Source organism: Streptomyces sp. NPDC058470 (assembly GCF_042721055.1).
Classification (GTDB): Bacteria; Actinomycetota; Actinomycetes; order Streptomycetales; family Streptomycetaceae; genus Streptomyces.
In genome coordinates this window covers 1-22,952 of record NZ_JBHXMF010000050.1, presented here as the reverse complement: position 1 = coordinate 22,952, position 22,952 = coordinate 1, and the positions used below count along the sequence as shown (strand labels likewise).

General features: G+C 68.9%; 25 protein-coding genes and 6 pseudogenes. 13 read left to right on the top strand and 18 right to left on the bottom strand.

Annotated elements, in window-relative coordinates:
- Window positions 1-5 precede the first annotated feature (5 nt).
- From ACFWP7_RS30935 to ACFWP7_RS30895, 9 genes and pseudogenes are all read right to left on the bottom strand, one after another.
- Window positions 6-850, bottom strand: a protein-coding gene (locus tag ACFWP7_RS30935; protein ID WP_384387995.1) for an IS5 family transposase whose coding sequence is annotated in 2 segments (ribosomal slippage) — window positions 6-499 and window positions 499-850 — 846 coding nt in all. Because the reading frame shifts where the segments join, the coding sequence is not laid out codon by codon here.
- 72 nt (window positions 851-922) lie between these two features.
- On the bottom strand, window positions 923-1,420 hold the full coding sequence (locus ACFWP7_RS30930) for a transposase (RefSeq protein ID WP_384387992.1): 498 nt from the start codon (window positions 1,418-1,420) through the stop codon (window positions 923-925).
- 46 nt (window positions 1,421-1,466) lie between these two features.
- Complete coding sequence (locus tag ACFWP7_RS30925; protein WP_384387990.1) at window positions 1,467-1,682, bottom strand: winged helix-turn-helix domain-containing protein; 216 nt, start codon at window positions 1,680-1,682, stop codon at window positions 1,467-1,469.
- A 197-nt stretch (window positions 1,683-1,879) separates the two neighbouring features.
- Window positions 1,880-2,080, bottom strand: a pseudogene (locus ACFWP7_RS30920) (DNA-binding protein); the annotation flags it as partial.
- Entirely contained in the window at window positions 2,040-2,609 is a 570-nt protein-coding gene (locus ACFWP7_RS30915; protein ID WP_384387988.1) for a GNAT family N-acetyltransferase, read from the bottom strand. The gene ACFWP7_RS30915 and the pseudogene ACFWP7_RS30920, both read right to left, overlap by 41 nt.
- 587 nt (window positions 2,610-3,196) lie before the next feature.
- Entirely contained in the window at window positions 3,197-3,625 is a 429-nt protein-coding gene (locus ACFWP7_RS30910; protein WP_384387985.1) for a DUF4267 domain-containing protein, read from the bottom strand.
- A 306-nt stretch (window positions 3,626-3,931) separates the two neighbouring features.
- Window positions 3,932-4,318, bottom strand: a complete 387-nt coding sequence (locus tag ACFWP7_RS30905; RefSeq protein WP_384387982.1) for a VOC family protein — start codon at window positions 4,316-4,318, stop codon at window positions 3,932-3,934.
- A gap of 137 nt (window positions 4,319-4,455) precedes the next feature.
- A complete protein-coding gene (locus ACFWP7_RS30900) occupies window positions 4,456-4,806 on the bottom strand; it encodes an antibiotic biosynthesis monooxygenase family protein (RefSeq protein WP_384387979.1) in 351 nt (116 codons plus the stop codon).
- A gap of 74 nt (window positions 4,807-4,880) precedes the next feature.
- On the bottom strand, window positions 4,881-5,327 hold the full coding sequence (locus ACFWP7_RS30895; RefSeq protein ID WP_384387977.1) for an anthrone oxygenase family protein: 447 nt from the start codon (window positions 5,325-5,327) through the stop codon (window positions 4,881-4,883).
- A gap of 91 nt (window positions 5,328-5,418) precedes the next feature.
- Here ACFWP7_RS30895 and ACFWP7_RS30890 point away from each other — a divergent pair, with 91 nt between their 5' ends.
- Complete coding sequence (locus ACFWP7_RS30890; RefSeq protein WP_384387975.1) at window positions 5,419-5,997, top strand: TetR/AcrR family transcriptional regulator; 579 nt, start codon at window positions 5,419-5,421, stop codon at window positions 5,995-5,997.
- A gap of 275 nt (window positions 5,998-6,272) precedes the next feature.
- Here the strand turns inward: ACFWP7_RS30890 and ACFWP7_RS30885 are convergent, their stop codons facing one another.
- Both ACFWP7_RS30885 and ACFWP7_RS30880 read right to left on the bottom strand, forming a co-directional pair.
- Window positions 6,273-6,536 (bottom strand): hypothetical protein, encoded by a 264-nt coding sequence (locus ACFWP7_RS30885; RefSeq protein ID WP_384387972.1) that lies wholly within the window; start codon window positions 6,534-6,536, stop codon window positions 6,273-6,275.
- Window positions 6,517-7,401 (bottom strand): SDR family oxidoreductase, encoded by an 885-nt coding sequence (locus ACFWP7_RS30880; protein ID WP_384387969.1) that lies wholly within the window; start codon window positions 7,399-7,401, stop codon window positions 6,517-6,519. The genes ACFWP7_RS30885 and ACFWP7_RS30880 overlap by 20 nt, the downstream gene beginning before the upstream one ends.
- A gap of 319 nt (window positions 7,402-7,720) precedes the next feature.
- On the opposite strand from ACFWP7_RS30880, the gene ACFWP7_RS30875 reads away from it, so the two are divergent.
- The 8 genes from ACFWP7_RS30875 to ACFWP7_RS30840 all read left to right on the top strand — a co-directional run bounded on the left by ACFWP7_RS30875 (window position 7,721) and on the right by ACFWP7_RS30840 (window position 15,037).
- Window positions 7,721-7,867, top strand: a complete 147-nt coding sequence (locus ACFWP7_RS30875) for a hypothetical protein (RefSeq protein ID WP_384387966.1) — start codon at window positions 7,721-7,723, stop codon at window positions 7,865-7,867.
- Window positions 7,868-8,227: 360 nt separating this feature from the next.
- Window positions 8,228-8,908, top strand: a complete 681-nt coding sequence (locus tag ACFWP7_RS30870; protein WP_384387964.1) for a HemK2/MTQ2 family protein methyltransferase — start codon at window positions 8,228-8,230, stop codon at window positions 8,906-8,908.
- Complete coding sequence (locus ACFWP7_RS30865; RefSeq protein ID WP_384387961.1) at window positions 8,892-9,218, top strand: CDGSH iron-sulfur domain-containing protein; 327 nt, start codon at window positions 8,892-8,894, stop codon at window positions 9,216-9,218. The genes ACFWP7_RS30870 and ACFWP7_RS30865 overlap by 17 nt, the downstream gene beginning before the upstream one ends.
- The gene (locus ACFWP7_RS30860) at window positions 9,218-10,246 is read left to right on the top strand and encodes an iron-containing redox enzyme family protein (RefSeq protein WP_384387958.1); all 1,029 of its coding nucleotides are present in this window, start codon (window positions 9,218-9,220) and stop codon (window positions 10,244-10,246) included. Before ACFWP7_RS30865 ends, ACFWP7_RS30860 begins: the two co-directional genes overlap by 1 nt.
- 580 nt (window positions 10,247-10,826) lie before the next feature.
- Window positions 10,827-11,285 (top strand): DUF5709 domain-containing protein, encoded by a 459-nt coding sequence (locus ACFWP7_RS30855; protein ID WP_384387955.1) that lies wholly within the window; start codon window positions 10,827-10,829, stop codon window positions 11,283-11,285.
- Between the two features lie 67 nt (window positions 11,286-11,352).
- Entirely contained in the window at window positions 11,353-11,913 is a 561-nt protein-coding gene (locus ACFWP7_RS30850) for a 2Fe-2S iron-sulfur cluster-binding protein (protein WP_384387953.1), read from the top strand.
- Window positions 11,910-12,905, top strand: coding sequence for an FAD binding domain-containing protein (locus ACFWP7_RS30845; protein WP_384387950.1), 996 nt, complete (start codon window positions 11,910-11,912; stop codon window positions 12,903-12,905). Before ACFWP7_RS30850 ends, ACFWP7_RS30845 begins: the two co-directional genes overlap by 4 nt.
- A 35-nt stretch (window positions 12,906-12,940) precedes the next feature.
- Window positions 12,941-15,037, top strand: coding sequence for a xanthine dehydrogenase family protein molybdopterin-binding subunit (locus ACFWP7_RS30840; RefSeq protein ID WP_384387947.1), 2,097 nt, complete (start codon window positions 12,941-12,943; stop codon window positions 15,035-15,037).
- A 6-nt stretch (window positions 15,038-15,043) separates the two neighbouring features.
- Here the strand turns inward: ACFWP7_RS30840 and ACFWP7_RS30835 are convergent.
- From ACFWP7_RS30835 to ACFWP7_RS30820, 4 genes and pseudogenes are all read right to left on the bottom strand, one after another.
- Window positions 15,044-15,220 (bottom strand): annotated as a pseudogene (locus tag ACFWP7_RS30835) (ATP-dependent DNA ligase); the annotation flags it as partial.
- A gap of 122 nt (window positions 15,221-15,342) precedes the next feature.
- Window positions 15,343-15,717 (bottom strand): hypothetical protein, encoded by a 375-nt coding sequence (locus ACFWP7_RS30830; RefSeq protein WP_384387945.1) that lies wholly within the window; start codon window positions 15,715-15,717, stop codon window positions 15,343-15,345.
- A gap of 133 nt (window positions 15,718-15,850) precedes the next feature.
- Window positions 15,851-16,072, bottom strand: a complete 222-nt coding sequence (locus ACFWP7_RS30825; RefSeq protein ID WP_384387942.1) for a hypothetical protein — start codon at window positions 16,070-16,072, stop codon at window positions 15,851-15,853.
- Window positions 16,069-16,698 carry a DNA polymerase ligase N-terminal domain-containing protein gene (locus ACFWP7_RS30820; RefSeq protein ID WP_384387939.1) on the bottom strand — a complete coding sequence of 210 codons (630 nt, stop codon included), beginning with the start codon at window positions 16,696-16,698 and terminating at the stop codon, window positions 16,069-16,071. The genes ACFWP7_RS30825 and ACFWP7_RS30820 overlap by 4 nt, the downstream gene beginning before the upstream one ends.
- Before the next feature lie 181 nt (window positions 16,699-16,879).
- Between ACFWP7_RS30820 and ACFWP7_RS30815 the strand changes: the two are divergent.
- A pseudogene (locus ACFWP7_RS30815) lies at window positions 16,880-17,433 on the top strand (isochorismatase family cysteine hydrolase).
- Between the two features lie 701 nt (window positions 17,434-18,134).
- Here ACFWP7_RS30815 and ACFWP7_RS30810 read toward each other — a convergent pair.
- A pseudogene (locus ACFWP7_RS30810) lies at window positions 18,135-18,577 on the bottom strand (uracil-DNA glycosylase family protein); the annotation flags it as partial.
- Between ACFWP7_RS30810 and ACFWP7_RS30805 the strand changes: the two are divergent.
- A pseudogene (locus ACFWP7_RS30805) lies at window positions 18,564-19,040 on the top strand (Tn3 family transposase); the annotation flags it as partial. The pseudogenes ACFWP7_RS30810 and ACFWP7_RS30805 sit on opposite strands and share 14 nt — an antisense overlap.
- Window positions 19,041-19,110: 70 nt before the next feature.
- Here ACFWP7_RS30805 and ACFWP7_RS30800 read toward each other — a convergent pair.
- Complete coding sequence (locus ACFWP7_RS30800; protein ID WP_384387936.1) at window positions 19,111-19,569, bottom strand: Lrp/AsnC family transcriptional regulator; 459 nt, start codon at window positions 19,567-19,569, stop codon at window positions 19,111-19,113.
- 78 nt (window positions 19,570-19,647) lie between these two features.
- Here ACFWP7_RS30800 and ACFWP7_RS30795 point away from each other — a divergent pair, with 78 nt between their 5' ends.
- Both ACFWP7_RS30795 and ACFWP7_RS30790 read left to right on the top strand, forming a co-directional pair.
- Window positions 19,648-20,820, top strand: coding sequence for a Glu/Leu/Phe/Val dehydrogenase dimerization domain-containing protein (locus ACFWP7_RS30795; protein WP_384387933.1), 1,173 nt, complete (start codon window positions 19,648-19,650; stop codon window positions 20,818-20,820).
- Window positions 20,821-20,824: 4 nt separating this feature from the next.
- Window positions 20,825-21,178 carry a VOC family protein gene (locus ACFWP7_RS30790; protein ID WP_384387930.1) on the top strand — a complete coding sequence of 118 codons (354 nt, stop codon included), beginning with the start codon at window positions 20,825-20,827 and terminating at the stop codon, window positions 21,176-21,178.
- A 124-nt stretch (window positions 21,179-21,302) separates the two neighbouring features.
- Here ACFWP7_RS30790 and ACFWP7_RS30785 read toward each other — a convergent pair.
- A pseudogene (locus ACFWP7_RS30785) lies at window positions 21,303-21,589 on the bottom strand (IS630 family transposase); the annotation flags it as partial.
- Window positions 21,590-22,952 lie beyond the last annotated feature (1,363 nt).

The following is a 22,952-nucleotide window of genomic DNA, read 5'->3' as shown; positions in this document are numbered from 1 at the left end:
GCCGGTCAGCGGGCCGGTCTTGCGAGGCGGCGCACGAGGAGCATGGCCATGGAGAGGTAGATGGCGTTCTCCGAGCAGACGCGCAGGTACTCGTAGTCCTTTGACAGGCGGCGGCACCGTCCCAGCCAGGCAAATGTCCGCTCCACCACCCAACGGCGCGGGCCCACCGCGAAGAGGGGCACTGCCGGTGGCGGTGTCCCTACCCTCGCCCAGGTCGAGCGGAATCCTCCGTCGCGGCGCTGCACGACCTCGACGGTGATGCCGATGGCTTCCCGGGCCCAGGCGTGGAAGTCGGCGCCGCGGTAGCCCTGGTCCGCCCACACGTGTCGTAGGCGCGGAAAGGCATCGGCAGCCCGGGCGAACAGCACCACGGCACCATCACGGTCGCCGACGCCGGCCGGGCTCACGCAGGTGACCAGGACGGTGCCGCGGGTGTCGACGAGCAGGTGGCGCTTGATGCCGCTGACCTTCTTACCGCCGTCGTAGCCATGCAGGCCACCGGCTCACCGGCCCGAACACTCTGACTGTCCACAATGGCGGCACTGGGAGTGGGATCACGGCCGAGCTGCACCCGCTCGCGTTCACGCAACGCCGTCAACATCCGCTCCCACACGCCTTCTTGCTGCCATCGCCGCCAGTAGTGGTAGACCGTCTGCCACGGCGGCAGGTCATGCGGCAACAGTCTCCAGGCACAGCCGGTCCGCAGCCAGTACGCCAGCGCGTTGAGGATCTCCCGCCGGGCGTGTTTCGCCGGTCGTCCACCAGCCTTGACCGCCGGAACCAACGGACGGAGGATCTCCCACTCCGCATCGGACAGATCCGTCGAGTAACGGGTCCGCAGCCCGCACACCCCAGCCCCCGAAAATGCGCCACCACCCCGCTACCAGGCAACGTGCCCGCTGATCGGCTTTTCAGACGCCCTCTAGAGATCTTCAATGGCTGGGGTTACGGCGGTTGGAGGTCGAGGCCTGTCTTGGCGAGGAGGTCGATGAGGCCGGGTCGGTACTGCATCCGCTTCAGCCGCGTCTTCACCAGCGGTGAGCTGGTCGAGGTTGTGTTCGGTGAGGTTGGCCAGGGACCGTTTCAGGTGCGGCCACACGCCCTCGACCGGATTGAACTCAGGTGCGCACGCCGGGAGTTGGTAGACAGTCAGCCATAATCGGGCGGCGATCAGCTTCCGCATGGTGCGGCTGACGTGCGTGTTCAAGTTGTCCCAGACCAGCACGATCGGGCCGCCGAGCTGCTGGTGTGCGGCGTCGAGCAGAGCAGCGTAGTCGGTCTCGGTGAAGCCCTTGCGCCGACCTTTGGTGGGCCCACGGCCGAGGTGGATGCGGTAGATCAGCCGGGGCCGGTGGCCGGGCTTGGTGCAGATCATTCCCGCCATGGAGACGCGTTTGGTGCCTGCGGCGGTGACCCGCACGACGGGCGTGTGGCCTCGGCGGCCCAGGTTCGACCCTTGGGCGGCCTCAGCCCCTGGCCCGCTTCGTCTTCGAAGCAGAGCCAGGCGCCCAGGTCCGCCGCCGTTTTTTTATGACGGGCCACTCCTCGTCCTTCCAGGCGGTGATCTTCTCCTCATCGCGCTCGGTGGCCTTGCGGGAGGGGATGTGCACGCTCCAGCCGATGCGGTGCAGCAGCAGGTCCAGCCCGGCCAGGGGGTCCGCGACACCGAACCGGCGGCGCACGATCTCGGGGAACCGGGCCAGCGTCCAGCACGGGTCACTCCAGCCCGAAGCGGCGGGCCAGCATCCAACACGGTCTCCAGCACGCGGAGTTGTCCCGCATCGAGCTTGCAGCGGGCGCCGCCGGGTCCTTTGGAGGCCAGAGCCTGCCGCCCCCCTGAAGTCAACGCCCGCCGCCAGCGGTTCGCCGACATCCGGGTCACCCTGAACCGTCGGGCCACCTCCCGGTCAGTGGCCCCATCTTCGACCAGGGCAGCGGTTGCGAGCCGGACTTGCTCACGCCGAGCCCGTTCCTCGGCCGTCAATCCACCGTCATCGGGATACCTCGCTCTCTCGGCATAGCGCGGCCCACGAACGCCGTCAGGTGCCGTGCCCGGCCGCGTGGTGTAGGTCGTGAGCATCTCTGCGGGAGATCCGGTACAGCACACAGCGGCGAAGGGGCCCCTCGGGGACGCTCGGATCCTCGAAGTCGTCGGCCGGATCCCGGGTCAAGCCGATCCGGCGCATCACTGCCTGGGAACGCAGGTTGTGGACGGTCGTCGACGCCACCACTTCCGGCAGCCCGACGACCTCGAAGCCGAAAGCCAGGCAGGCCAGGGCGGCCTCAGTGGCGTAGCCGTGGCCCCACGCCGAACGCATCAACCGCCAACCGATATCCACCCCCGCGAACGGCATGTCCTCGCCCACCTCGTCCAAGCCGGCACGGCCGATGAACTCACCAGTCTCCCGTGCTTCGAGCGCCCACCACCCAAAACCTCGCTCGTCAAACTCTCCCTGCATGAGCGCCACCGCGGCATCGGTTTGCTCCCGCGTCAGCAGCTCCCCCAGGTGTTCTCGGACTTCAGGATCGGCGTTCATAGCCGCCCACGGTCCGAGGTCGGAGTCCCGCCACCGGCGGAGCAGAAGACGATCGGTGCGCAGCTCTGGCATGCCACTCAGCCAACCCGATCAAGATCAGGGTGTCGATCGAATATGTCGAAGCCTACGGTGCTCGTTAATGCCAGATCCGGGGTCGACGGCGCGCACGAAGTCGATGGCCTCGTCCGTCCTCACGAGCCAGGGCACCTTGGTGAAGCGGCCGGTGTGGTAGGTGCCGGCGACCGCGCCGGAGCGCGAGCGGCACGGCGAGCGGGGTTCGGCCCGGCAGCGCGGGCAGGGGTGGCGCTCGACGTCGTCCGCCTCGCTCGGGGAGGCTTCTTGAGGGGCCGTCATGGCACCGGATGCGGTCACAAACAATTCTCAGAAGCATCCCGAACCCGCCTTTGAGTGAGAACGAGTTCTGCGAACCGAACCGCCGGTTCGCGACCACCCGGACGCTGTCTTTGATCTTGCTCGGGCAAAGGGCCCCCCGTTTATGAGAATCGGGACGGGGGCGGGTTCGGCTCGACCGGCCGCCTCAGCCGTCAAGCCGACGCTTACTGGAAGAAGACCTTCTGCCTGGCCTTCCCCCGCGGGCGCTGACAGATAAGGGGTGGCCCGGCCATGAGACCGGGCCACCCCCGCTGGGCATGCAACTGTCAGGCGGCCTGCGCGGCGGGCGCTGGGGTGGGGGCCTTGTCGGCCTTGCGGGTCTCGCGGAGGATCAGCAGGCCGGTGATCGCGATCAGCGCCGAGGTCAGGCCGTGTATGCCGAACGCGGCGGCGAGGGAGCCGTGGTGGGCCAAGACGTTGATCATGTCGCCGAACGGTGCGACGGCCTCCATCAGCAGCACCCAGCCCAGAGCGCGGCGGTGGCCCGTCACCAGCAGGATGGCGATGACCAGGCCCATCGCGAATTCGCGGATGCCCTTCATGACAAGGAAGCCGCCGCCGTCGCCGGCGGGCCAGTCCGGCAGGCCGACACCCGGAGTAGACGTCTCGGGGGTCAGGATGAAGGACAGCCCGAGATAGAGGACGAACAGGGTGATGGCGGTGGCCAGCACGGTGTTGATGTTCTTCAGCGACATGGTTCTTCTCCTTGGACGTTCAGGCTCGGTGGGGCGGGGTTCAGCCGCGGACGCGGCGGATGTGGCGAGCGTGGCTGGGGCGGCCGGTGACGTGCCAGATGACGCGGACCGGTGCGGGCGGGGCGGACAAAACCGCTTCCTCGGGGGCGTCCATAGACCCGCACACCAGAAGCGCTTCGCGGTGCTGCCCTGCAGACGGGGAGAACGGACATTGACGTGGCTGACCGGCATCGCCGCATCGCCGCGGCTGCGAACGCAATCCCGCCATCACCAACGAGGGCGTGATCCGCTGAGCCGCCACCGGCCTCACGACCCGGCACCGCCCGGGGTGAGGATTTCCATGAGATGTCCGTCGGGGTCACGGAAGTAGGTACCCCTGCGGCCTTCGGTGCGCTCGCTGCGGTAGATCTGCCCATCCTCATGGCATGCGGGATCGGCGTAGTGGGTGATTCCACCGTCCTGGATACGGTCGAGGGCGGCGTCGAACTCTTCCTCGCTGACCATGAACGCGTAGTGGTGTGGCTCGAAGTCGTCCAGCTGGTCGTAGTCCAGGCTGACCTGGTTGGCCAGCGTGACCGGCGTGAAGTGCGCCGCCGGCGGATCGACACTCAGGCCGAGGATGCCAGCCAGGAACTGCGCCGAGGCTTCCGGGTCAAGGGCGGGGATGACGGTGTGATTCAGTTCCACGGCCATAGGAACTCCTTGTCGGGGCCATGCCATATTTGGCGGGTTGGTCGGCGGTCTTGGCAACCCGGCAGGGTGCGGATGCGTGACTGCCCGAGGGAGGGCGGGGCTTCTCCGGCCACCCTCCCCCGACTACGGCTGCCGTCTCACGCGTCGATCTGCTCGAAGATGTGCGGGTACGACACGATGTCGTCGGGGAACTCGGCCGCCATGCGCTGGAACTCCGGACTGCCGAACGCCGTGGCGAGCGCCTCGGTCGACTCCCAGACCGCGACGTTCATCAGAAGCTGACTGTCCGCCGTTCCCTTGTGCATCTCCAGGGAGACGAATCCCGGCTGAGCCTTCATGAACTCGGCCTGCCTCCGGAAGAGGGCCAGGAACGATTCGGTCCTCTCCTTCGGGACGAAGAAGGTGTTGGCCAGGACAATGGGCCCGGTCTTTTCCTTGAACTGCGCGAACATCGGCGTGTGCGGGTCGAGACTCTGCAGCTTGGCCATTTTCGGTACTTCCTCTCGCTATCGGTCAGTGGGTGTCGCGGGCACCGAAGCACTGGGCGTCTGATCCCACGGGCTCAGGCGAGGGCGGCGACGAGCAGGGCGAAGGCGGCGATGATGACGGCGACGCGGACGTAGTGGAAGCGGTCCCAGCGGTTCATCTGCTGCTTCCAGTCGGCGGGCCGGTTCTCGGGGGTCCACGTCTTGTTCCGGTTGTTGATCGGGACGAGCAGCAGGAGCGACATGATCACGCTGAGGATCAGAAGCGCGTCGGCGGTGACGACGAGGCCGGCGCCGTGGCGGTCCCCTCCGGCGACGGCCCAGAGCGCGACGAGGACGAGCGAGCCGATGTACCAGACCGGCATCAGGGCGCCGAGCATCCGGCCCCCGTGGGCGCGGCCGAGCTGGCCGCTGTCTTCGGGGAGGGCGTCGAGGATCCGGTTGATGACGAAGGCGACGGAGAACTCGACCCCCACCATCAGGCCGACGACCACGGTGGTGAAGACCTTGAATGCGTTGAGCATGCCGACTCCTCCAGGGATCTAGCGCCGCTAGCTGACGAGGCTACGCTAGTACTACTGCCGCTCGATTGTCTAGCGATGCTAGGATCGGGTTATGTCGGTACAGGAACGCAAGCAGCGTGAACGGGCGGACCGTGAGCGCCTCATCGTGGCGACGGCCCGCGAACTCGCCGAGCAGAAGGGCTGGGAAGCGGTCACCACTCGCCGGCTCGCGGAGCGCATCGAGTACAGCCAGCCCGTCCTCTACAGCCACTTCCGTGGCAAACAGGAGATCATCGGCGCCGTTGCCCTGGAGGGCGCCACCGAGATGGCCGCGGTGGTGCGGGCCGCGACCGCCGCCGCCGACGGCCCGCGCGCCCAGGTATACGCCCTCGCCCGCGCCTACCTCGACTTCGCCGAGCGGCATCCGGCGGTCTACGACGCCATGTTCCAGCTCGACGGCGGCCTGGCGTTCGCGGACGAGGACACCCCGGAACCTCTCAAGGACGCCTTCGCCGCCCTGCTGGAGAGCCTCGGCGAAGTCGCCGGGGACGGCGTCCACCCGGGGCTGTTCACCGAGGTGTTCTGGGCGTCCCTGCACGGTCTTGCGACCCTGACCCGGGCGGGACGGCTGCCGCCGGAGGACACCGAACAGAGGGTGGAACTCCTGGTGGACCGACTCGCCGTGCTCTGACACATCCATCCCGGCGGGCACGCAACCCGGGCCCTCGATCCCCGCCGCTGCCTGCACGCGGCATCGCTTCCGGTCATGCCCGCCCACATGGCGCAACCGCAGATAGCCGGCCCTGTACCCCAGACGGACACCCGCCCCGGAAGCTGCGACGCTCATTGCATGATCTGTCCGCGCTTGCCATGGCAGCACCGCGTTACGCCACCGTCCTCGCGCCCGACCGGCATCCAGATCAGACGACCGAGTTCAACCCTGCGCGAAGCTCTCCACCACGGCGGCTACGTGGCCTCCCTCCCCGCGACGCTTCGAACGCTGCCGCCGGAATGGGCATTTCCCGCTTCGAGTTCGGCGTTTCGCAGGCTCAGAGCCTGGATGGGGTTGGCGTACGCGGCGAAGGTTGCGCGCGCCTCCTGCTCGGCCGCGTGTTGCGAACGCAGCGTCCGGTCGGCCTTCTTGAGGCGGACGATGTCCGCCGTCAGAGTGTCCGTCTGCGGGCGGGGCAGGGACGTGCCGCCGGTGGCGTCAGGGCAGGGGCGTGCCACCAGTGGCGTTCATGATCTCCGCGGTGATGAAGCTCGCTCGCTGGGAGGCGAGGAAGACGTAGGCGGGGGCCATTTCGGCGGGCTGGGCAGGCCGACCCAGCGGCGCCTGCTTCCCGAACTCGGTGGTGTCAGGCATGGTCGCGGGAATCAGCGGTGTCCAGACCGGGCCGGGGGCCACCGCGTTCACGCGGATCCCGTCGGAGGCGAGCATCTGCGCCAAGCCCTGAGTGAACGTCACAATCGCGCCCTTGGTCATTGCGTAGTCGAGGAGGTGCGGGCTCGGCTTGTAGGCCTGCACCGACGTGGTGTTGATGACCGAGCCGCCCGCGGGGATGTGCGGCAGAGCCAGCTTGCACAGCCAGAACATGCCGTAGAGGTTCGTTCGCACCACCCGGTCGAACTGCTCGGTGGAGATGGCGCCGATGCCCTCGGACTGCGACATCTGGTACGCGGCGTTGTTGACCAGAATGTCGATGTGCCCAAACTCCGCCACCGCGCGTTCGACAAGCCGGCGGCACTCCTCCTCCTCACGGATGTCGCAGGGGACCGCGATCGCCTTACGGCCGGCCTCCTCAACGAGGCGAGCGGTCTCGCGGGCCTCCTCGGCTTCCTCGGGCAGGTAGGTGAACAAGACGTCCGCACCCTCGCGTGCGTAGGCGAGTGCGACGGCCCGCCCTATGCCCGAATCGCCGCCGGTCAGGACGGCCTTCCGGTCCGCCAGCTGCCCGCTGCCCTGATAGGAGTCCTCGCCGTGGTCCGGCGGCGGATCCATCGGGCCGGTCCACCCCGGATGCTGCTGGTCCTGCGACGGGAAGTCCGGCCGAGGATGACGCTCGACGGGGTTCTGGTGACCGGCGTCCGTCATGGGCATTGCCTTTCTCGTTCTTCGCTAGACCGCCGACCCCCTTCTCGGGCATGAACCAGCTCTTCGGGAGACCGTCGATCACGGGGGCTCGCGACCGATCCGTGGACGAGTGCATCTCGACGTGCCCTTCGAAGAAGACGTGCGGTGGTCAAGGCCACCGCGATGCAACGCCTACACCGGCCGACGGGCTTATTGATGTGTCATGGCTTCGGAGGTTCCCGAGTTCCCACAGGGACAGAATCCATGTCACGCCCGTCCCGCGGCTTCAGCGCCAGGTCAGGCAGCGAGGGCACGACCAGCGAATCACCGTGGTGCCCCGATGGCAGGGCCTGGGGACGACGCCACCGTCTCCCCGGCTCCGCAGTACGGCCTCCCGCCCGACGCGCTGGCCTCGCAGCGCCCGAACCGGGCAGAAGCCCACTCCAGAACCGAGCCGTGGATGATCGCGGCACCGAAGGCGTCATAGGTGCGCGACCGCACAGAGGGCGTTGCAAACAGCGGCGTCGCTCCCCCTGTCCTCGCGCGCCCGCCCCCGCTGTGGTCCGGACAAGGTGTGGATCACCGATTGGATCACCGGCTTCAGGGCACTCGGAGCACACCAGACCCTTGGTGCGGAAGGAGATCCGAGTTGCTCACGGGATGCCTGCGACGCCGAAGCCCTTGACGCGTAACGCATCACCACGGCCACTGCCTCGTCAGCCGCTCCTGATTGTCTCCGCCTGATCACCTGACGCCACGGGCCGAGTGGTGAGGGCTCCTGATGAGCGAAGGGTGGGACAGGAGTGAACCGAGTCGTCACACGAGGTGCTCACACACGGAGGTGCGCATGACCGCCGAAACGCTCCCGCTCCCTGCCCCGGCCCGTCTGATCACGCCGCCCGGCGTGTACCGGCCCCAGCACGACACCCGGCTCCTGGCGCGGGCACTGTACCGCGAGAGTCTGCCGCCCGGATCGGAGGTACTGGATCTGGGAACAGGGACCGGGGCCCTCGCCGTGGCGGCGGCGCGGCGGGGAGCGCGGGTGACGGCCGTGGACATCTCCTGGCGCGCGGTGCTGACCACACGTGTGAACGCGACGGTCTCCCGGCAGCGCGTCACCGTACGGCACGGCGATCTGACGGCCGCCGTCCCGGGCCACTCCTTCGATCTGGTCGTGAGCAATCCCCCGTACGTCCCCTCCCCCCTCGACCGCCTGCCCCGACGTGGCCCGGCGCGCTCCTGGGACGCGGGGCGCGACGGACGCGCGCTGATTAACCGGATCTGTGACGCAGCGCCCTTGGCCGTGCGGCGCTCCGGTGTCCTGCTCGTCGTGCACTCGGGCCTCTGCGACGCCGAAGCCACTCTCGAGCGGCTCGCGCAGGCCGGGATGGCGGCGACGGTCACCGATCGCGCGCTGATCCCGTTCGGACCGGTACTACGGTCCCGGCTGCCCTGGCTGCGCCGCGAGGGCCTACTGACCGACGAAGACCTGGAAGAAGTGGTGGTCATCCGTGCCGAACACGCCTGAGCGTCCGCGCCGTGTCAGGGTCGACCCCGACGGGCCGCTGCTCGTGGAGGGGCCGGTCGAGGTGGTCGCGGACGACGGCAGCGTCACCGTCTCACGACGGTTCACCGTCGCGGTCTGCACCTGCCGACGCAGCCGCACCTACCCCTGGTGCGACACCAGCCACCGCCGACGCGAGAAGCCGGGCGGTCGGGAGCCGGACGACCGGGAGCCGGATAGCCAGGAGCCCGGCGGCGGGACGTGCCACCCTCCGGCCGTCGCCGCTCAGACCGCCGCCGAGGAAACAGGGCCCCAGGCGAAAGGAACCGTGTGATGTCCGCCCACCGGGAGTCCCGGCTCAAGAGCCCGCCGCTGCCCCCGCCGCGCGGCGTGCTCTCCTCCGCCGTCATCTCCGCACTGCGCGACGGAGACGCGCCACCGCCGCAGGAGACAGCGAGTGCCGATCCCTACGGGGACGACGTACAGCTCGCCCTCTACGTCCTGTACGAACTCCACTACCAGGGCTTCGACGGCGTCCACGACAGCCGCGAGTGGGACCCGGACCTCCTGACCCTGCGCCGCACACTCGAACAACGCTTCCTCACCGCCCTGCGCGCCGACGTCCCGGGCCCGATGCCGGCACGGCAGGCCCTCGACGAACTGCTGGTCGAGCCCGTCGGCGACCCCGGCACGAGTGTCACGCACTACTTGCAGCGCGAGGGCGGACTGCACCAGCTCAGGGAGTATTCGGCGCTGCGCTCGCTCTACCACCTCAAGGAGGCGGATCCGCACGCCTGGGTCCTCCCCCGCCTGTACGGCCGTGCCAAAGCGGCGATGGTAGCGGTCGAGTTCGACGAGTTCGGCGCGGGGCGCGCGAACGACATCCATGCCCGGCTCTTCGCCGACCTCATGGAAGACCTCGGTCTGGAGACCGCCTACGGCCACTACCTCGACGCCGCCCCCGCCGAGGCACTCGCGACCGTCAATCTGATGTCCCTGCTCGGGCTGCACCGGGCGCTGCGCGGCGCGCTCGTCGGGCACTTCGCCACCGTCGAGGTGACGTCCTCACCGGGCTCACGCCGACTGGCCAAGGCCATGCGCCGCCTGGGCGTGGGCCCAGCCGCCGAACGGTTCTACGACGAACACGTCGAGGCGGACGCCGTCCACGAGCAAGTCGTACGCCACGACGTGATCGGCGGACTCCTGGAGAGCGAGCCCCGCCTCGAGCCCGACATCGTCTTCGGCGTCCAGGCGACCAGTCTGCTGGAGGACCGGCTCAGCACGGAACTCCTTCGGGCCTGGCACGACGGCCACAGCGCGCTCCGCACCACCTCCGAGGCGTTTGGGCCAACCATTCGGTGATGAGTGCGATTTCGATGTCGACGGGCGGAAGGCACCGGCAAACTAGCTCTGCCGACGCCGTCGACTCCAAGCAGGACGCCGAGCACGGCCGGGCTTCATCGCCTACGCCCCCACCCCAGCACGCGCTCCCCGGCAGTCCTCGTGGCCGCCCTGCTGCGGACCGAGCAGATGGCTGACTGCCCGGCCGGGTCTGTGCGGGCGCGCTCGTGGCCGCCACGGCTTTCGAGAAGGACACCGGGCGAGGGCGATCGGGCTTTGTGCGGCGATCGCCCGGCTCCTCGACGTCACGTGGACGGCGGCGGTTTCAGCTGCGCGCGACATGCTCCGGCGGCACCATCGGCTTCAACAAGCGGGAAGGGAGCCACATCCGTCCCGGCCAGGTTCCAGCGTCAGAGTCTTCACAGCCGAGCCCTTGCGGCCGTCCGCCCGGGCCTTGCGGAACAGATCCACGACCTCGGCGTCCCTGCCGCGCTCCGCATCCTCCCGCACACTCCACACTCCCAGGCGGAGAGGTGTGGACCGGGCCGACCTGGATACGCGGACTTAAGGCACCTAAATCCATCCGAAAGGTACACGCATCATGGGAAGTGGGAATTACAAGGATGTCGCGGGTGACGAGGTCTACCAGCCCGAAGGCCCCGAGGACCGTGAGGACGAGGGCATCCTCGATCCGGAGGACACGCTCATCGACCGGGGCAGCGACCCCTACGAGGAAGGCTGGTCACCGCCCGAGCGTCCGCTCGGGGTGGAGCACCAGGGCACGACCCCGCGTGAGCAGCGCGAGGGCGAGAGCCTGGACGAGAGGCTGACTGAGGAGCTTGCGGATCCGGCGCTGGAAGAGCCGGGCGGGGAGGGTGAGCCACTGGACAGCGAGGTGGGGGCGGGCCGGGCGGGCCGGCTGGTTTCCCCTGACGAGGGCGCACACGAGGACACCGAGAGCGGCCTGCTCGCCCGCGATGTGGGCGTCGACGGTGGCGCGGCCTCCGCGGAAGAGGCGGCCGTCCATCGAATCCCGGACGAGGACGACGTATCCCCGTAGCCCTGCTGACTTGCCTCCCCGAACGCCCCGTCCACCGGCCTGTACCCACATCCACCGGAGGTCTTCCATGCATGACGACCCCGCGCGCGGCACTTCCGCCCGGCGCGACCGGTACCACTCGGAGGTCACTCTGCGGGTGAACGACAAACCGCACACGCTCACCGTCGACCATCGTTCGGTGCTTCTGGATGTGCTCCGCGAGGACCTCGACCTCATCGGTGCCAAGAAGGGCTGTGACCATGGCCAGTGTGGCGCCTGCACGGTCCTGGTCGACGGCCGCCGTGCCAACAGCTGTCTGCTGCCCGCCGTCGCCCTCGACGGCGGCGACATCACGACCGTCGAGGGACTCGGCGGGGACGGCGAGGGACTCCATCCACTCCAGCGCGCTTTCCTGGACCGCGACGCCTTTCAGTGCGGCTACTGCACCCCGGGGCAGATCTGCAGCGCCGTCGGCGCGATTGCCGAGGCCGAGGCAGGTCATCCCTCCCACGTCACCGATCCGGGCGCCCCGTCCGGGCCACCCGTAACACTGAGCCGGGACGAGATTCGCGAGCGGCTCAGCGGCAACCTCTGCCGTTGCGGCGCCTACCCGAACATCGTGGAAGCCGTCGAGGACGTGATCCCATGAAGCCCTTCGCATACGTACGCGCCGACAGCGTCGAGGAGGCGGCCGACGCGTACGCCTCGCATCCCGGCGCCCGGTACCTCGGCGGCGGCACCAATCTCGTGGATCTGATGAAACTCGGCGTGGAACAGCCGACCACCCTCGTCGACGTCAGTCGGCTGCCCCTCGGCTCGGTGAAGGAGATGCCCGACGGCGCGCTGCGGATCGGGGCCACCGTCCGCAACAGCGACCTCGCGGCCCACCCCTTGGTCCGCGACCGCTATCCGGTGCTCTCACAGGCGCTCCTCGCGGGCGCCTCCGGGCAACTGCGCAACATCGCCACCACCGGCGGCAACCTTCTTCAGCGCACCCGCTGCCCCTATTTCCAGGACACCGGCAAGCCCTGCAACAAGCGGGAGCCGGGCAGCGGCTGCGGCGCCCTGGACGGCGTCCACCGAGACCACTCGGTGCTCGGGTACTCGCCGCAGTGCATCGCCACGAACCCCTCCGACATGGCCGTCGCGCTGGCCGCCCTCGACGCGTACATCGAACTGCACGGAACGGACGGCAAACGCGCCGTCCCCGTCGCCGAGTTCCACCGGCTGCCCGGTGACCACCCGGAGCGGGACACCGAGATCCGCCCCGGCGAACTCATCACCGCGGTCGTGCTGCCTGCCGCCACCGCCGGGCTGCCGTCCCTCTACCGCAAAGCCCGGGACCGCGCCTCGTACGCCTTCGCCCTCGCCTCCGTCGCGGCGGTGCTGCGGACGGGTGACGGTGTCGTCCAGCACGTCGGGATCGCTTTCGGCGCACTCGCCCACCGGCCCTGGCGCGCCCGGCGTACGGAGGAGGCACTACTGGGCTGCGCGCCCACGACCGCCACCTTCGAGCGCGCCGTGGACCTCGAACTCGCCGCCGCCCAGCCCTTGCACGACAACGCCTACAAGGTGCGCCTCGCCCGCAATCTCGCCCTGGATGCGCTGACCCGGCTGGCACCGCCGACCACCAGCACCTGACCGACCTTCCAGACCGGCACCACGAGGAGGACTCCATGACCTACACGCCCACCGCGCTGGGCGCGCCCGCCGAGCGCCGCGAGGGTCGGGACAAGGTCACCGGCCGCGCCCGTTACGCCGCCGAGCACACCGTCCCCGGTCGGGTGCACGCCTGGATCGTCCCCCCCGCGATCGCCCGTGGTTCGGTCCGCGCGATCGACACCAACGGCGCGCTGCGATCCCCCGGGGTCCTCGCGGTGCTCACCCACGAGAACGCTCCCAAGCTCGCCGACGGCGACGATCCCACGCTCGCCGTCCTGCAGAACTCCCGTGTGCCGCACCGCGGTTGGCCGATCGCCGTGGTCGTCGCCGAGACGCTGGAAGCCGCCCGAGCCGGGGCCGTAGCGGTCCGGGTCGAATACGACGCGCAGGACCATGACGTGACGCTCACGGACAGCCACCCCGGGGCGTACATCCCCGAGAAGGCCAACGGCGGATTCCCCGGGCTCCGGGAACGCGGCGACCCTGAGGGCGCGTTCGCGTCCGCCGCGGTCAGCGTCGACACCGCCTACCAGGTGCCACCACTGCACAACCACCCCATGGAGCCGCACGCGGCCACCGCCCGCTGGGACGACGGCCGACTCGTCGTGCATGACTCCAGCCAGGGCACCACAGTCGTACGCGCGACACTTGCCGCACTGTTCCGGCTCCCCGAGGACCGGGTCGTCGTCGGATCCGAACACGTCGGCGGCGGCTTCGGGTCCAAGGGGACGCCACGCCCGCACGTGGTGCTCGCGGCGATGGCGGCGCGCCAGACCGGACGCCCTGTCACGGTGGCCCTCCCCCGCCGCCTCATGCCCGCCCTCGTCGGCCATCGCGCACCCACCCTGCACCGGGTCCGCCTCGGCGCGGACGAACACGGCTCCCTCACCTCGCTCCTCCATGAGGTCACCACCCACACGTCCCGTATCAAGGAGTTCGTCGAGCAGGCCGCCGTACCGGCCCGCGTCATGTACGCCTCACTCAACAGCGGTACCAGCCACCGTGTCGTGCCGCTGGATGTTCCGAGCCCGTCCTGGATGCGCGCGCCCGGCGAGGCACCTGGCATGTACGCCCTGGAATCGGCCATGGACGAACTCGCGACCGCGCTCGGCATGGACCCGGTCGAACTGCGCATCGCGAACGAGCCGGACACCGAGCCGGACAGCGGCAAGCCCTTCAGTAGTCGGCACCTGGTCGAGTGTCTGCGCGAGGGTGCCCGGCTCTTCGACTGGGCGCACCGCGACCCCCGTCCAGGTTTGCGTTCTGCCGGTCCTCTGCTCGTGGGGTCGGGCGTGGCCGCCGCCGTCTACCCGGTGCTGATTCAGCCCTCCACCGCCACAGCGCAGGCGCTGCCGGACGGGAGCTTCACGGTGCGAGTCAACGCGACCGACATCGGCACCGGAGCCCGCACCGTCCTCGCGCAGATCGCCGCCGATGCGCTCGGCGTCCCGTTGGAACGAGTCCGTACCGAGATCGGGAACAGTGACCTTCCGTCGGCGCCACTGGCCGGCGGTTCCTCGGGCACAGCCTCGTGGGGCTGGGCGGTTCACGAGGCATGCACCCGGCTGCGCGCCGGTCTGGCGGAACACACGGGACAGCTGCCCGAGCCGGGTCTCACCGCGAGCGCCGACACAGAAGGGAGCGCGGACGCCGACAGCGGCTACGCGCGGCACGCCTTCGGCGCCCACTTCGCCGAAGTCAGCGTTGACACGGTCACCGGGGAGGTCCGGGTCCGCCGTCTGCTGGGCGTGTACGCCGCGGGGCACATCCTCAACGCCCGTACCGCCCGCTCGCAGTTCATCGGCGGTATGACGATGGGCCTCGGCATGGCCCTCACCGAGAACAGCACCATGGATGCCGCGTTCGGTGACTTCACCGAGGCGGACCTGGCCGCCTACCACGTTCCAGTCCACGCCGACGTACCCGCGGTCGAGGCCCACTGGATCGACGAGGACGATCCCCATCTCAACCCGATGGGCAGCAAGGGCGTCGGTGAGATCGGGATCGTCGGTACGGCGGCGGCCGTCGGCAATGCAGTCCATCACGCCACAGGTGTCCGGTACCGCGAACTGCCCTTGACGCCGGACCGGGTGCTGGCGGGCCTGTCGTGAGTACGTTCATCCCGCCGTGAGCGTGGAGGGACGTTCGCGGACGACGTCCCGTGCGGCCTTGTCGTCACGCAGCCCAAGGAAGCCCGGGTGGCGCAACATGCCGTCGCGGGTGCACTCGGTGAAGGCGGTCTGCGCGATGAGAGGCGGCTCGGCCCAGTGGGGGCGCGCTTCGCGGACACGGACGGCGGACGGCGGACGGCGGACGGCGCCACTGTGGTGCTCGGTTCATCGAGGAGGCTCCGGCCGGTCGAAGCTGGTGCCGACCTTGCCCGCGTAGCGGAGTCGCTCACGCTCGTAGTAGCCCATCAGTAGCGCACCCAGTCCGACCCGACTGTCGGCCGGTTCGGTGAAACCGCGATGACGAATTCCTGACCCAGCGAGCACTTGAGCTTGAGCCAGTCCTTTGAACGCCCTTGTTGATAGTGGCTGTTCGCCCGTTTGGCGATGAGCCCCTCCCAGCCTCGGGTGCAGGCGTTCGCCAGCAACTCGGCGCCGCCTTTGTTCCGGTGGGACGTCATCCGCAGTGGGGCGCGATAGGTCAGTGCGCGGCGAAGCAGGAACTTGCGGGTGCGCAGCGGCAGGGACCTCGTGTTCGAGTCCTCCAGTCGCAGCACATCGAAGGCGTAGTACGTCACTGCGACACGGGTCGCCTCGATGTCCCGACGCCTGGTCGGCCTCATGCGCTGTTGGAGGCGCGCGAATTCCGTGCGAATTCCGTGCGGTCACGCGAGAAGGCCACGACCTCGCCGTCGAGGGTAAAGTCCGTGCACCGCTGCGCGTCGAGCGCGTCGACGCGCTCGGGATATGTGGCGTTCAGGTGTCTGTCCGTACGGGAGAGCAGCGTGACGCCGTCTCCTCGCGGACGGCGAGAACACGGATGCCGTCAGGTTTCCGCTCGAAGATCCACTCTTCGGAGAAGTCCCGCCGGTCGCTGAGTGTGGCAAGCATCGGGCCCGCGGCCAGCTCCCGGCCCGGCCGTGCCTCGCGCAGCGGTCGGGCCTCCCGGGCGGGCAACATGCCCGGCAGGTCGCTCATCGTTCCTCAGCTCCTCGCCCTTCCGCGGCGACCTGGTGGAGCGTACGTCCGCTGCGCACCGAGCGGGCCCGGCGCGGATCGGGGGCCGCGCGGCCTGCCGTACGGGCGCTTTCGGCCTTGGCCTTCACCAGCAGCCAGGCCTCGCGCTCACCGCCCTCCTTTCCGCCCCGGAATCGGGTGAGCGCGTACTCGCCACGCAGTTTCAAGCCGTCGAGGCAGAAGGTGGCGTGTCCGCGTTCGAGCGCTTCATCGAAGGGAACGGGCCGGCCGCGCCGGTCATGGCTCAGCGGCCGGTAGGTGCCGTGGTCCCAGACGATGACGGTTCCACCGCCGTACTCGCCTTCAGGGATCACGCCCTCGAAGTTCTCGTACTCCAGCGGATGGTCCTCTGTGGGCACGGCGAGCCGCTTGTCCCGGGGGTCGGCGGACGGTCCCTTCGGTACAGACCAGGACTTCAGTACCTCACCGACTTGGAGTCGGAAGTCGAAGTGCATCGTGCTCGCGTCATGGATCTGCACCACGAAGCGTGGATCCCCGCCACCGGCGCCGGGCCGGCCCCGAGGTTCCCTGGTCAGGTCGAAGTCGCGCTTGCCGCGATACCTCCGCAGCGGGTCCTTGTCCGTCACGTCAAACCGACCTTTCCACGCCTTCCAGGGGACGCGAGCCCCAGCACGACGCGCTCGCCCCAGGCGCACGATGTCCCTGATCGAGTACCCGCGCGCTCCCGCCCGACCCCTGCGGCAGGTCCGGCAGCCTGCCGTCGACCGACCGGCCGCAGACAAGCCGTCGACTATGCGGGTGGAAGGCATGGCAAAGACCGCTCTGATCGTCATCGACATGATCAACACCTACGACCACGATGACGCCGATCTGCTGCTTCCTTCGGTGAGGGCATGTCTGCCGACTGTCACCAGGCTGGTGGACCACGCGCGCAGGGCTGACGTCCGGTTATCTACGTCAACGACAACTTCGGACAGTGGCGTTCCCATCACGGCGAACTCCTGGAGACCGCGCTCCGCGGACCACACGCTGACCTGGTGCGAGCCATCGTCCCGGACGAGACGTCGCTGTTCGTCGTCAAGGCACGGCACTCGGCCTTCTACGAGACCCCGCTGAACTATCTGCTCAGCCAGCAGGGCGTGGACCACACGGTCATGTGCGGGCAGGTCGCCGACCAGTGCGTCCTGTACTCGGCGCTTGATGCCCACATCCGACATCTGAGGGTGACGGTGCCTCGCGACGCGGTCGCCCATATCCATCAGGACCTGCCCGAGGCCGCCCTGAGGATGATGGAACGCAACATGGCCGCGCGCGTCACCACCGCTGACGACATCCGCTTTTTCGACACCACCGGCCGATAGCGGCCGGCCTCGATCCCGCCCGGCGTGATCTCATGCGGCCTCGTAGTCGTGGACCCGTCCACACTTCCACTCCACCCCCACCGGGTAGTCAAGAGTTTGCTCCCCCCAGAGGCAGACCGGCCCATCGGAGGAACCCAACGACTCATCGACGCACCGGGCGAGAGGCACGACTCGCGTTCCGCGCGACGACGGATCGGCCCCCTGCTCGACCGCCTTAGGAGGGCGCAGGTGTTCCTTCCAAGGCCTCGACAGCCGGGCACGGCGACACAAGGCCAACTCGGATTGCGCGCGGACCGCGCCACCGGCCCCTCAAGACGCACCGCACGGGAGTGCAAGAACTCGCCCGGGATTTCGGCATCCAAAGCGCGGTTCGAGGCGCCGGTCAGTCCTCGCCCCTGACGATGTTCCACTCTGTGCCCTGCTGGTCCTGTTGAGCGCCTCCGTCGACCCTCGCCGGCAGGGAGGTACGCACACCCTTCCCGCGCCGACGACGGGCTTTCGCCCAGCCCGTCTCCGGCTGGCGTGTAGTGATCTTCGTCCTGACATCCGCGGTCACTGCACCTCATCTTCTTTCTGCGTCCGGCCGGTTCGGGGCCGGTCCCTTCACGTACTGCCGTGTTTCGGCTACGAACCGGGTCCCCCTCAGCAGCGGCGAGAAACTCTGACACAGCACCGGGCGCTGCTCTCGACGGCCCCTTCGGCAAAGCTCTCGCGGCGACTTCCAGGTCTGCCACCAGGCCCGCGTACGCGGCTTCCCTGTCAGGGGGAGCCCAGCACGGCCGAAGGATGCAGCGTCGCCACCACACAGCTCTCCGCCTCCTCGTTGCGCCCATCCTCATCCGGCAGCGGGATCAGTGTTCGGCGGTCCCTGGTCACGCGGAACGAGCGTCCGAGCAGCGCTTTTTCCGGCCGTCGCACCGAGGGCCATCACCACGTCCGGCCGGATCAGGCGCTCGGCCCGGAGCCAGGGCCGGCAAGCGGTCAACTCCCGCAGGTCCGGCGCCTTGTGGATAGGGCGTTTGCCGCTTTCGGCGAGGGTGAAATTGAAATGCCGCACCGCGTTGGTGACATACGTACTGTCCCGATCGATCCCGGCCTCGGTCAGGGCCTTGTCCAGCAGTCGGCCGGCCCCCACCACGCTGGGGCAGGCGTTCGCCGAGTACGGACGGATCGCCCGGCCCGAACACCCGCTCCGCGTCCTCGACCCGATCGACGACACCCACCGCCGACAGATGAACCGGCAGCTCACCGTGCAGGAATCCCGGCACAAGCTGGCCCGCGACGTGTGTCACGGCAGGCGCGGCACCGTCCACCAGGCATATAGGGACGGAATGGAGGACCGGCTCAGCTCCCTCGGCCTGGTCCTCAACGCCGTGGTCCTCTGGACCAACAGGTACATCGACGCCGCCATCGCCCAGCTCCGCGCCAAGGGCCACGAGATCCGCGACGAGGGCATCGCTCGACCTTCCCCGCTCAAGCACCGCGACGTCAACGTGCTCGGCCGCTACAGCTTCCCCGCCTCTACCCCGACCGGCGGCAACCTGCGACCTTTACGCGAGCCGGTCGCGGTCGAGCTCGACGATGACGACGAGGGCGCCGACGAGTGAGCCGGCTATCCACGGGCACGGATCATCAGCACCGGGGCCGGCGAACGGGCGCAGGGCCCCGCCCGGCGGGTCAAGGTGTGAGGGGTGCGAGCACCTGATTGTGGGTGTGTTGGTAGATCACAGAGGTACGGAACCCGACGACTTCGCGGCGCTCGGTGAACTTGTCCATGAGGAAGCCATGGAGGTAGTCCACGCTGGGCACGGACACGTGCACGATCATGTCGTCGCCGCCGGTGACGACATACACCGTGCTGACCTCGGGCAGGCCGGCCGCATAGGTCTTGAACGCCTCGATGACCGCCCGGCTGAGAGGGCGGATCTGAAAGTGGACGAGCGCTTGGACGTGGCGGTTTAGGGCGGCCGAATCGACAGCGGCATGGTAGCCGGTGATGACTCCGCGGGCGCGCAGTGCGCGGATGCGTTCGAGGCAGGTCGAGGGGGCGATACCGAGGGTGCGGGCTAGGTCGCGGTTGGACTGCCGCGCATCGCGCTGCAGATGCCGGACAATCGCCGAATCAAGTTCGTCCATGCGGCGATTATGGCCCCGGGTACCGAACTCTATTCGGCCTATGGTCGTAACCTCTGTCGGAACGGCTAGCTTCATGCCATGACAGCCGCACTTAAGGAAGCTCTGGCCCACCACATCCCGGATCCTTCGCACGAGTTGGTGCAGATCGTGCGCGGCCGCCGCAGCGGCCTCGCGATCACCATCGCGATCCACTCGACCGCGCTCGGCCCGGCCGCCGGCGGGTGCCGGATCGCTCACTACCCCGACCCCGCTGCCGCCATCGCGGACGCGCTGCGGCTGTCGGCGGCGATGACCGAGAAGAATGCGCTGGCCGGTCTGGACCACGGAGGCGCGAAGGCGGTCGTCGCCCTCCCCACCACGACTCGGATAGCCGGCGCGGGGCGTACAGCGTTGCTCCACGACCTCGGCGACGCGATCGAATCACTCGGCGGCCGCTACATCGCAGGCCCGGACGTGGGAAGCAGCCCGGCCGACATGTCCGTGATCGGCGAACGCACCACGCATGTTTGCTGCCGGCCCGTCGAGGACGGCGGCAGCGGCGACTCCTCCCTCCACACCGCGCGCGGCACCCTCGCGGCACTGGGCGCGGTGGCCGACGAGGCCTTCGGCTCACCGGAGCTCGCCGGCCGGACCTTCGGGGTGATCGGCCTCGGTGCGGTCGGCGCCCACGTGGCCCAACTCCTGAACCGGGCTGGCGCGCGGCTCGTCGTGACGGACATCAACCCGGCCGCCCGCAGCCTGGCCGCGGAGCTGGGCGCGACCTGGATGGATCCGGACAACGCACTCGCGATGAAGGTCGACATCCTCGTACCGGCCGCGCTCGGAGGCCTACTGACCGCCAACACGGTGCCGCTGCTGCAGTGCGCCGCCGTCGCCGGCCCGGCCAACAATCAACTCGACGAACCGGCCACCGCCCGCCTCCTCGCCGCACGCGGAATCCTCTGGGCGCCGGACGTCGTCGTCGGCGCGGGAGGAGTCATCCACGCCACCGGTGTCGACCTGCGCAGGGAATCCGAGGAACAGCTAACCGAGCGTCTCTCCGCCATCGCCACCACGCTCCGGCAGGTCTTCCACATGGCCCGGACCCGCCGGACCACACCCGCGGACGCGGCCGCGGAACTCTCTGGGCAACTGGTTCGCCAGGGAGCCTCGCACCCGGCTCACGGTGCAGTGCTACCCCTCGTCCCATGGGCTGCCGGGCCGAGGAAGCCCGAGCCGCCGACATTCCACCCGACAACACAGGAGAGCTGACGACATGACGAACCGCTGGGTCGGAATGACCATCGACTGCGTCGACGTGGAACAGGTCGCAGGTTTCTGGTCCGCACTGCTGGACCGACCGAAAATGCCGTCCCGGCCCGGCTGGGTCTACCTCGGCCATCCCGGCGAAGCTCAGCCCCGCCTCAACTTCCAGCCCGTGACCGAGCCGAAGCACGGAAAGGTACGCCTGCACCTCGACGTCGCAGTCGACGACATCGACCAGGGCATCGACCAGGTCATCGCCCTCGGCGGCCGGTTCACCGGCGAACGGCACGACTACGACGAAGGCGTGGTCGTCGTGATGGCCGATCCCGAAGAGCACGAATTCTGCCTGGTCCAGTACTACTGACCCGCCCCACGCTCCGTCACGCGTTGAGGTCTCCACGCTTTCGGCAGGGACACGGACCCGGATTGGAGCGTCGAGCCAGCAAGAGGCGCCCGAATGGCGCTCTCGTCAGTGCGCGGGCAACCTGTCAGCCTGCGGGTTGAAGGGGGCGTTGAAGGGGGCGCCCTCCCCAGCGGGTGCCCCCCCCTTCGCTGCGGACGCGGGCGCGTTCTTTGCGCTGGGCGGCGAGGACATCGGGTGGCGGGTATTTGCCGCGCGCCGGCGCAGGTAGGCGTGCAGGGCCCGGGTCTGCACGGTGTGGTCGGGGTGGTGGGCGTTGGCGATGGTGAAATGCCTCAGCGGCCCGAAGTGTGCCCCGATCGGGTTCGCCCACGAGGCGCAGGTCGGGGTGAACCACAGCTCGACCCTGTTCTTCTCATGCATGGGGCGGAGGTCGCGGTGAAACTGACCAACGGCGGTATCTCGCAGCCTGGCCGGGAATTCGCCAAGCACCAGCGGCTGCACCTGGTCGACCGGCAGATGTTGGTGTGTGGGCGCCCGGCTCCCGTTCACCGTGGGAGCTACTGCGGGCCGTTCCGCCTCCTGGGAGGCCAACTCCCCTGAGCTGAGAGTCGTTTACTTCAGAGGCCCTTATCATCCTCAATTGGTCGACCGTCGAAATGTGACTTCCGAGGTGCCGCTGCACCCATGCTCCCAAGCAAGGTTGCCCCGCATTCGAATAAGCACTCCACCATCACGCACGCCCTGGACCGGCCCTACGCACGTCGGGACAAGATCCAGCACTGAGCCGACCACAACGACCCCCTTACCGCCGACCGGTTCAACCGGCGCCACAAATTCCTTGACGGCAACCCGGTGTTCCGCGTTCGGCCGCCCACCACCGTTGCCCTGAACAGGCGGGTAACCCTGTGTCCTCCGGTTCTCATCCCGTCGCCGCGTCTCACTCCTGGGCTCATGCGCCATCTCACGCTCGGGAACGGGCCATTGACCTGGTGAATCCCAGCCCCCTGCCCCCCTTGACCACGCGGTGGGCACCGTCGGCCGTCAGGTCCATCGCCTCGCAGACCTGCCGGTCGTCCCGCTGCTCGCTGTGGAAGAAACTCATCCGGTACGGCCAGCGCGACTCGTTCCACCGCGAGGCCCACTCCAGGATGTCGAAGGGACTGTCAGGCAGATCGGTACGGATGTCGCCGTGCCAGAACTGGGCGTCGTCCTCGTCGTGGGGGGGCGGGCGGCGAGTTGGAGCAGCCCCTCGTCGAGGTCCAGGCCCCGGTAGGTGATCCGCGGCAGGTCCCGGAGACTACGGAGGGCATGCGCTGCCAGTAACTGGCCGTCGCGCTGGGACTGGAGGCCATCCCGGCGAAGGTCGAAGGCGAAACGCCTGGTGGAGCGAGGATGGGCACTCCAGGTGCCGCCGGGAGTGTTCACCGCTCTCGCGGTGCCGGCCGTCCGAAACCGGCCGGGCGGCATCCGGCCGGGCGGCATCCGGCCGGGCGGCATCCGGCCGGGCGACCGCTCATGAGCATGGTCATCGACCACAGCACCATGGCTTCGTGCATGGCCGGCAGTGTTTCGTAGTCGCGCACCAGGCAGCGCGAGCGCATCAGCCAGCTGAGCGTCCGCTTCACCGCCCATCTGCGCGGCAGCACACGAACCCCGCTGTGTCATCGGTGCGTTTGACGATCTGAAAGGTGAGCCGGGGCTTCTCGCGGGCCCACGCGACCTAGGGCCTGTTTGAGATGTTGATCAAGGTCGTGAAACGATCTTCGGATGGCTC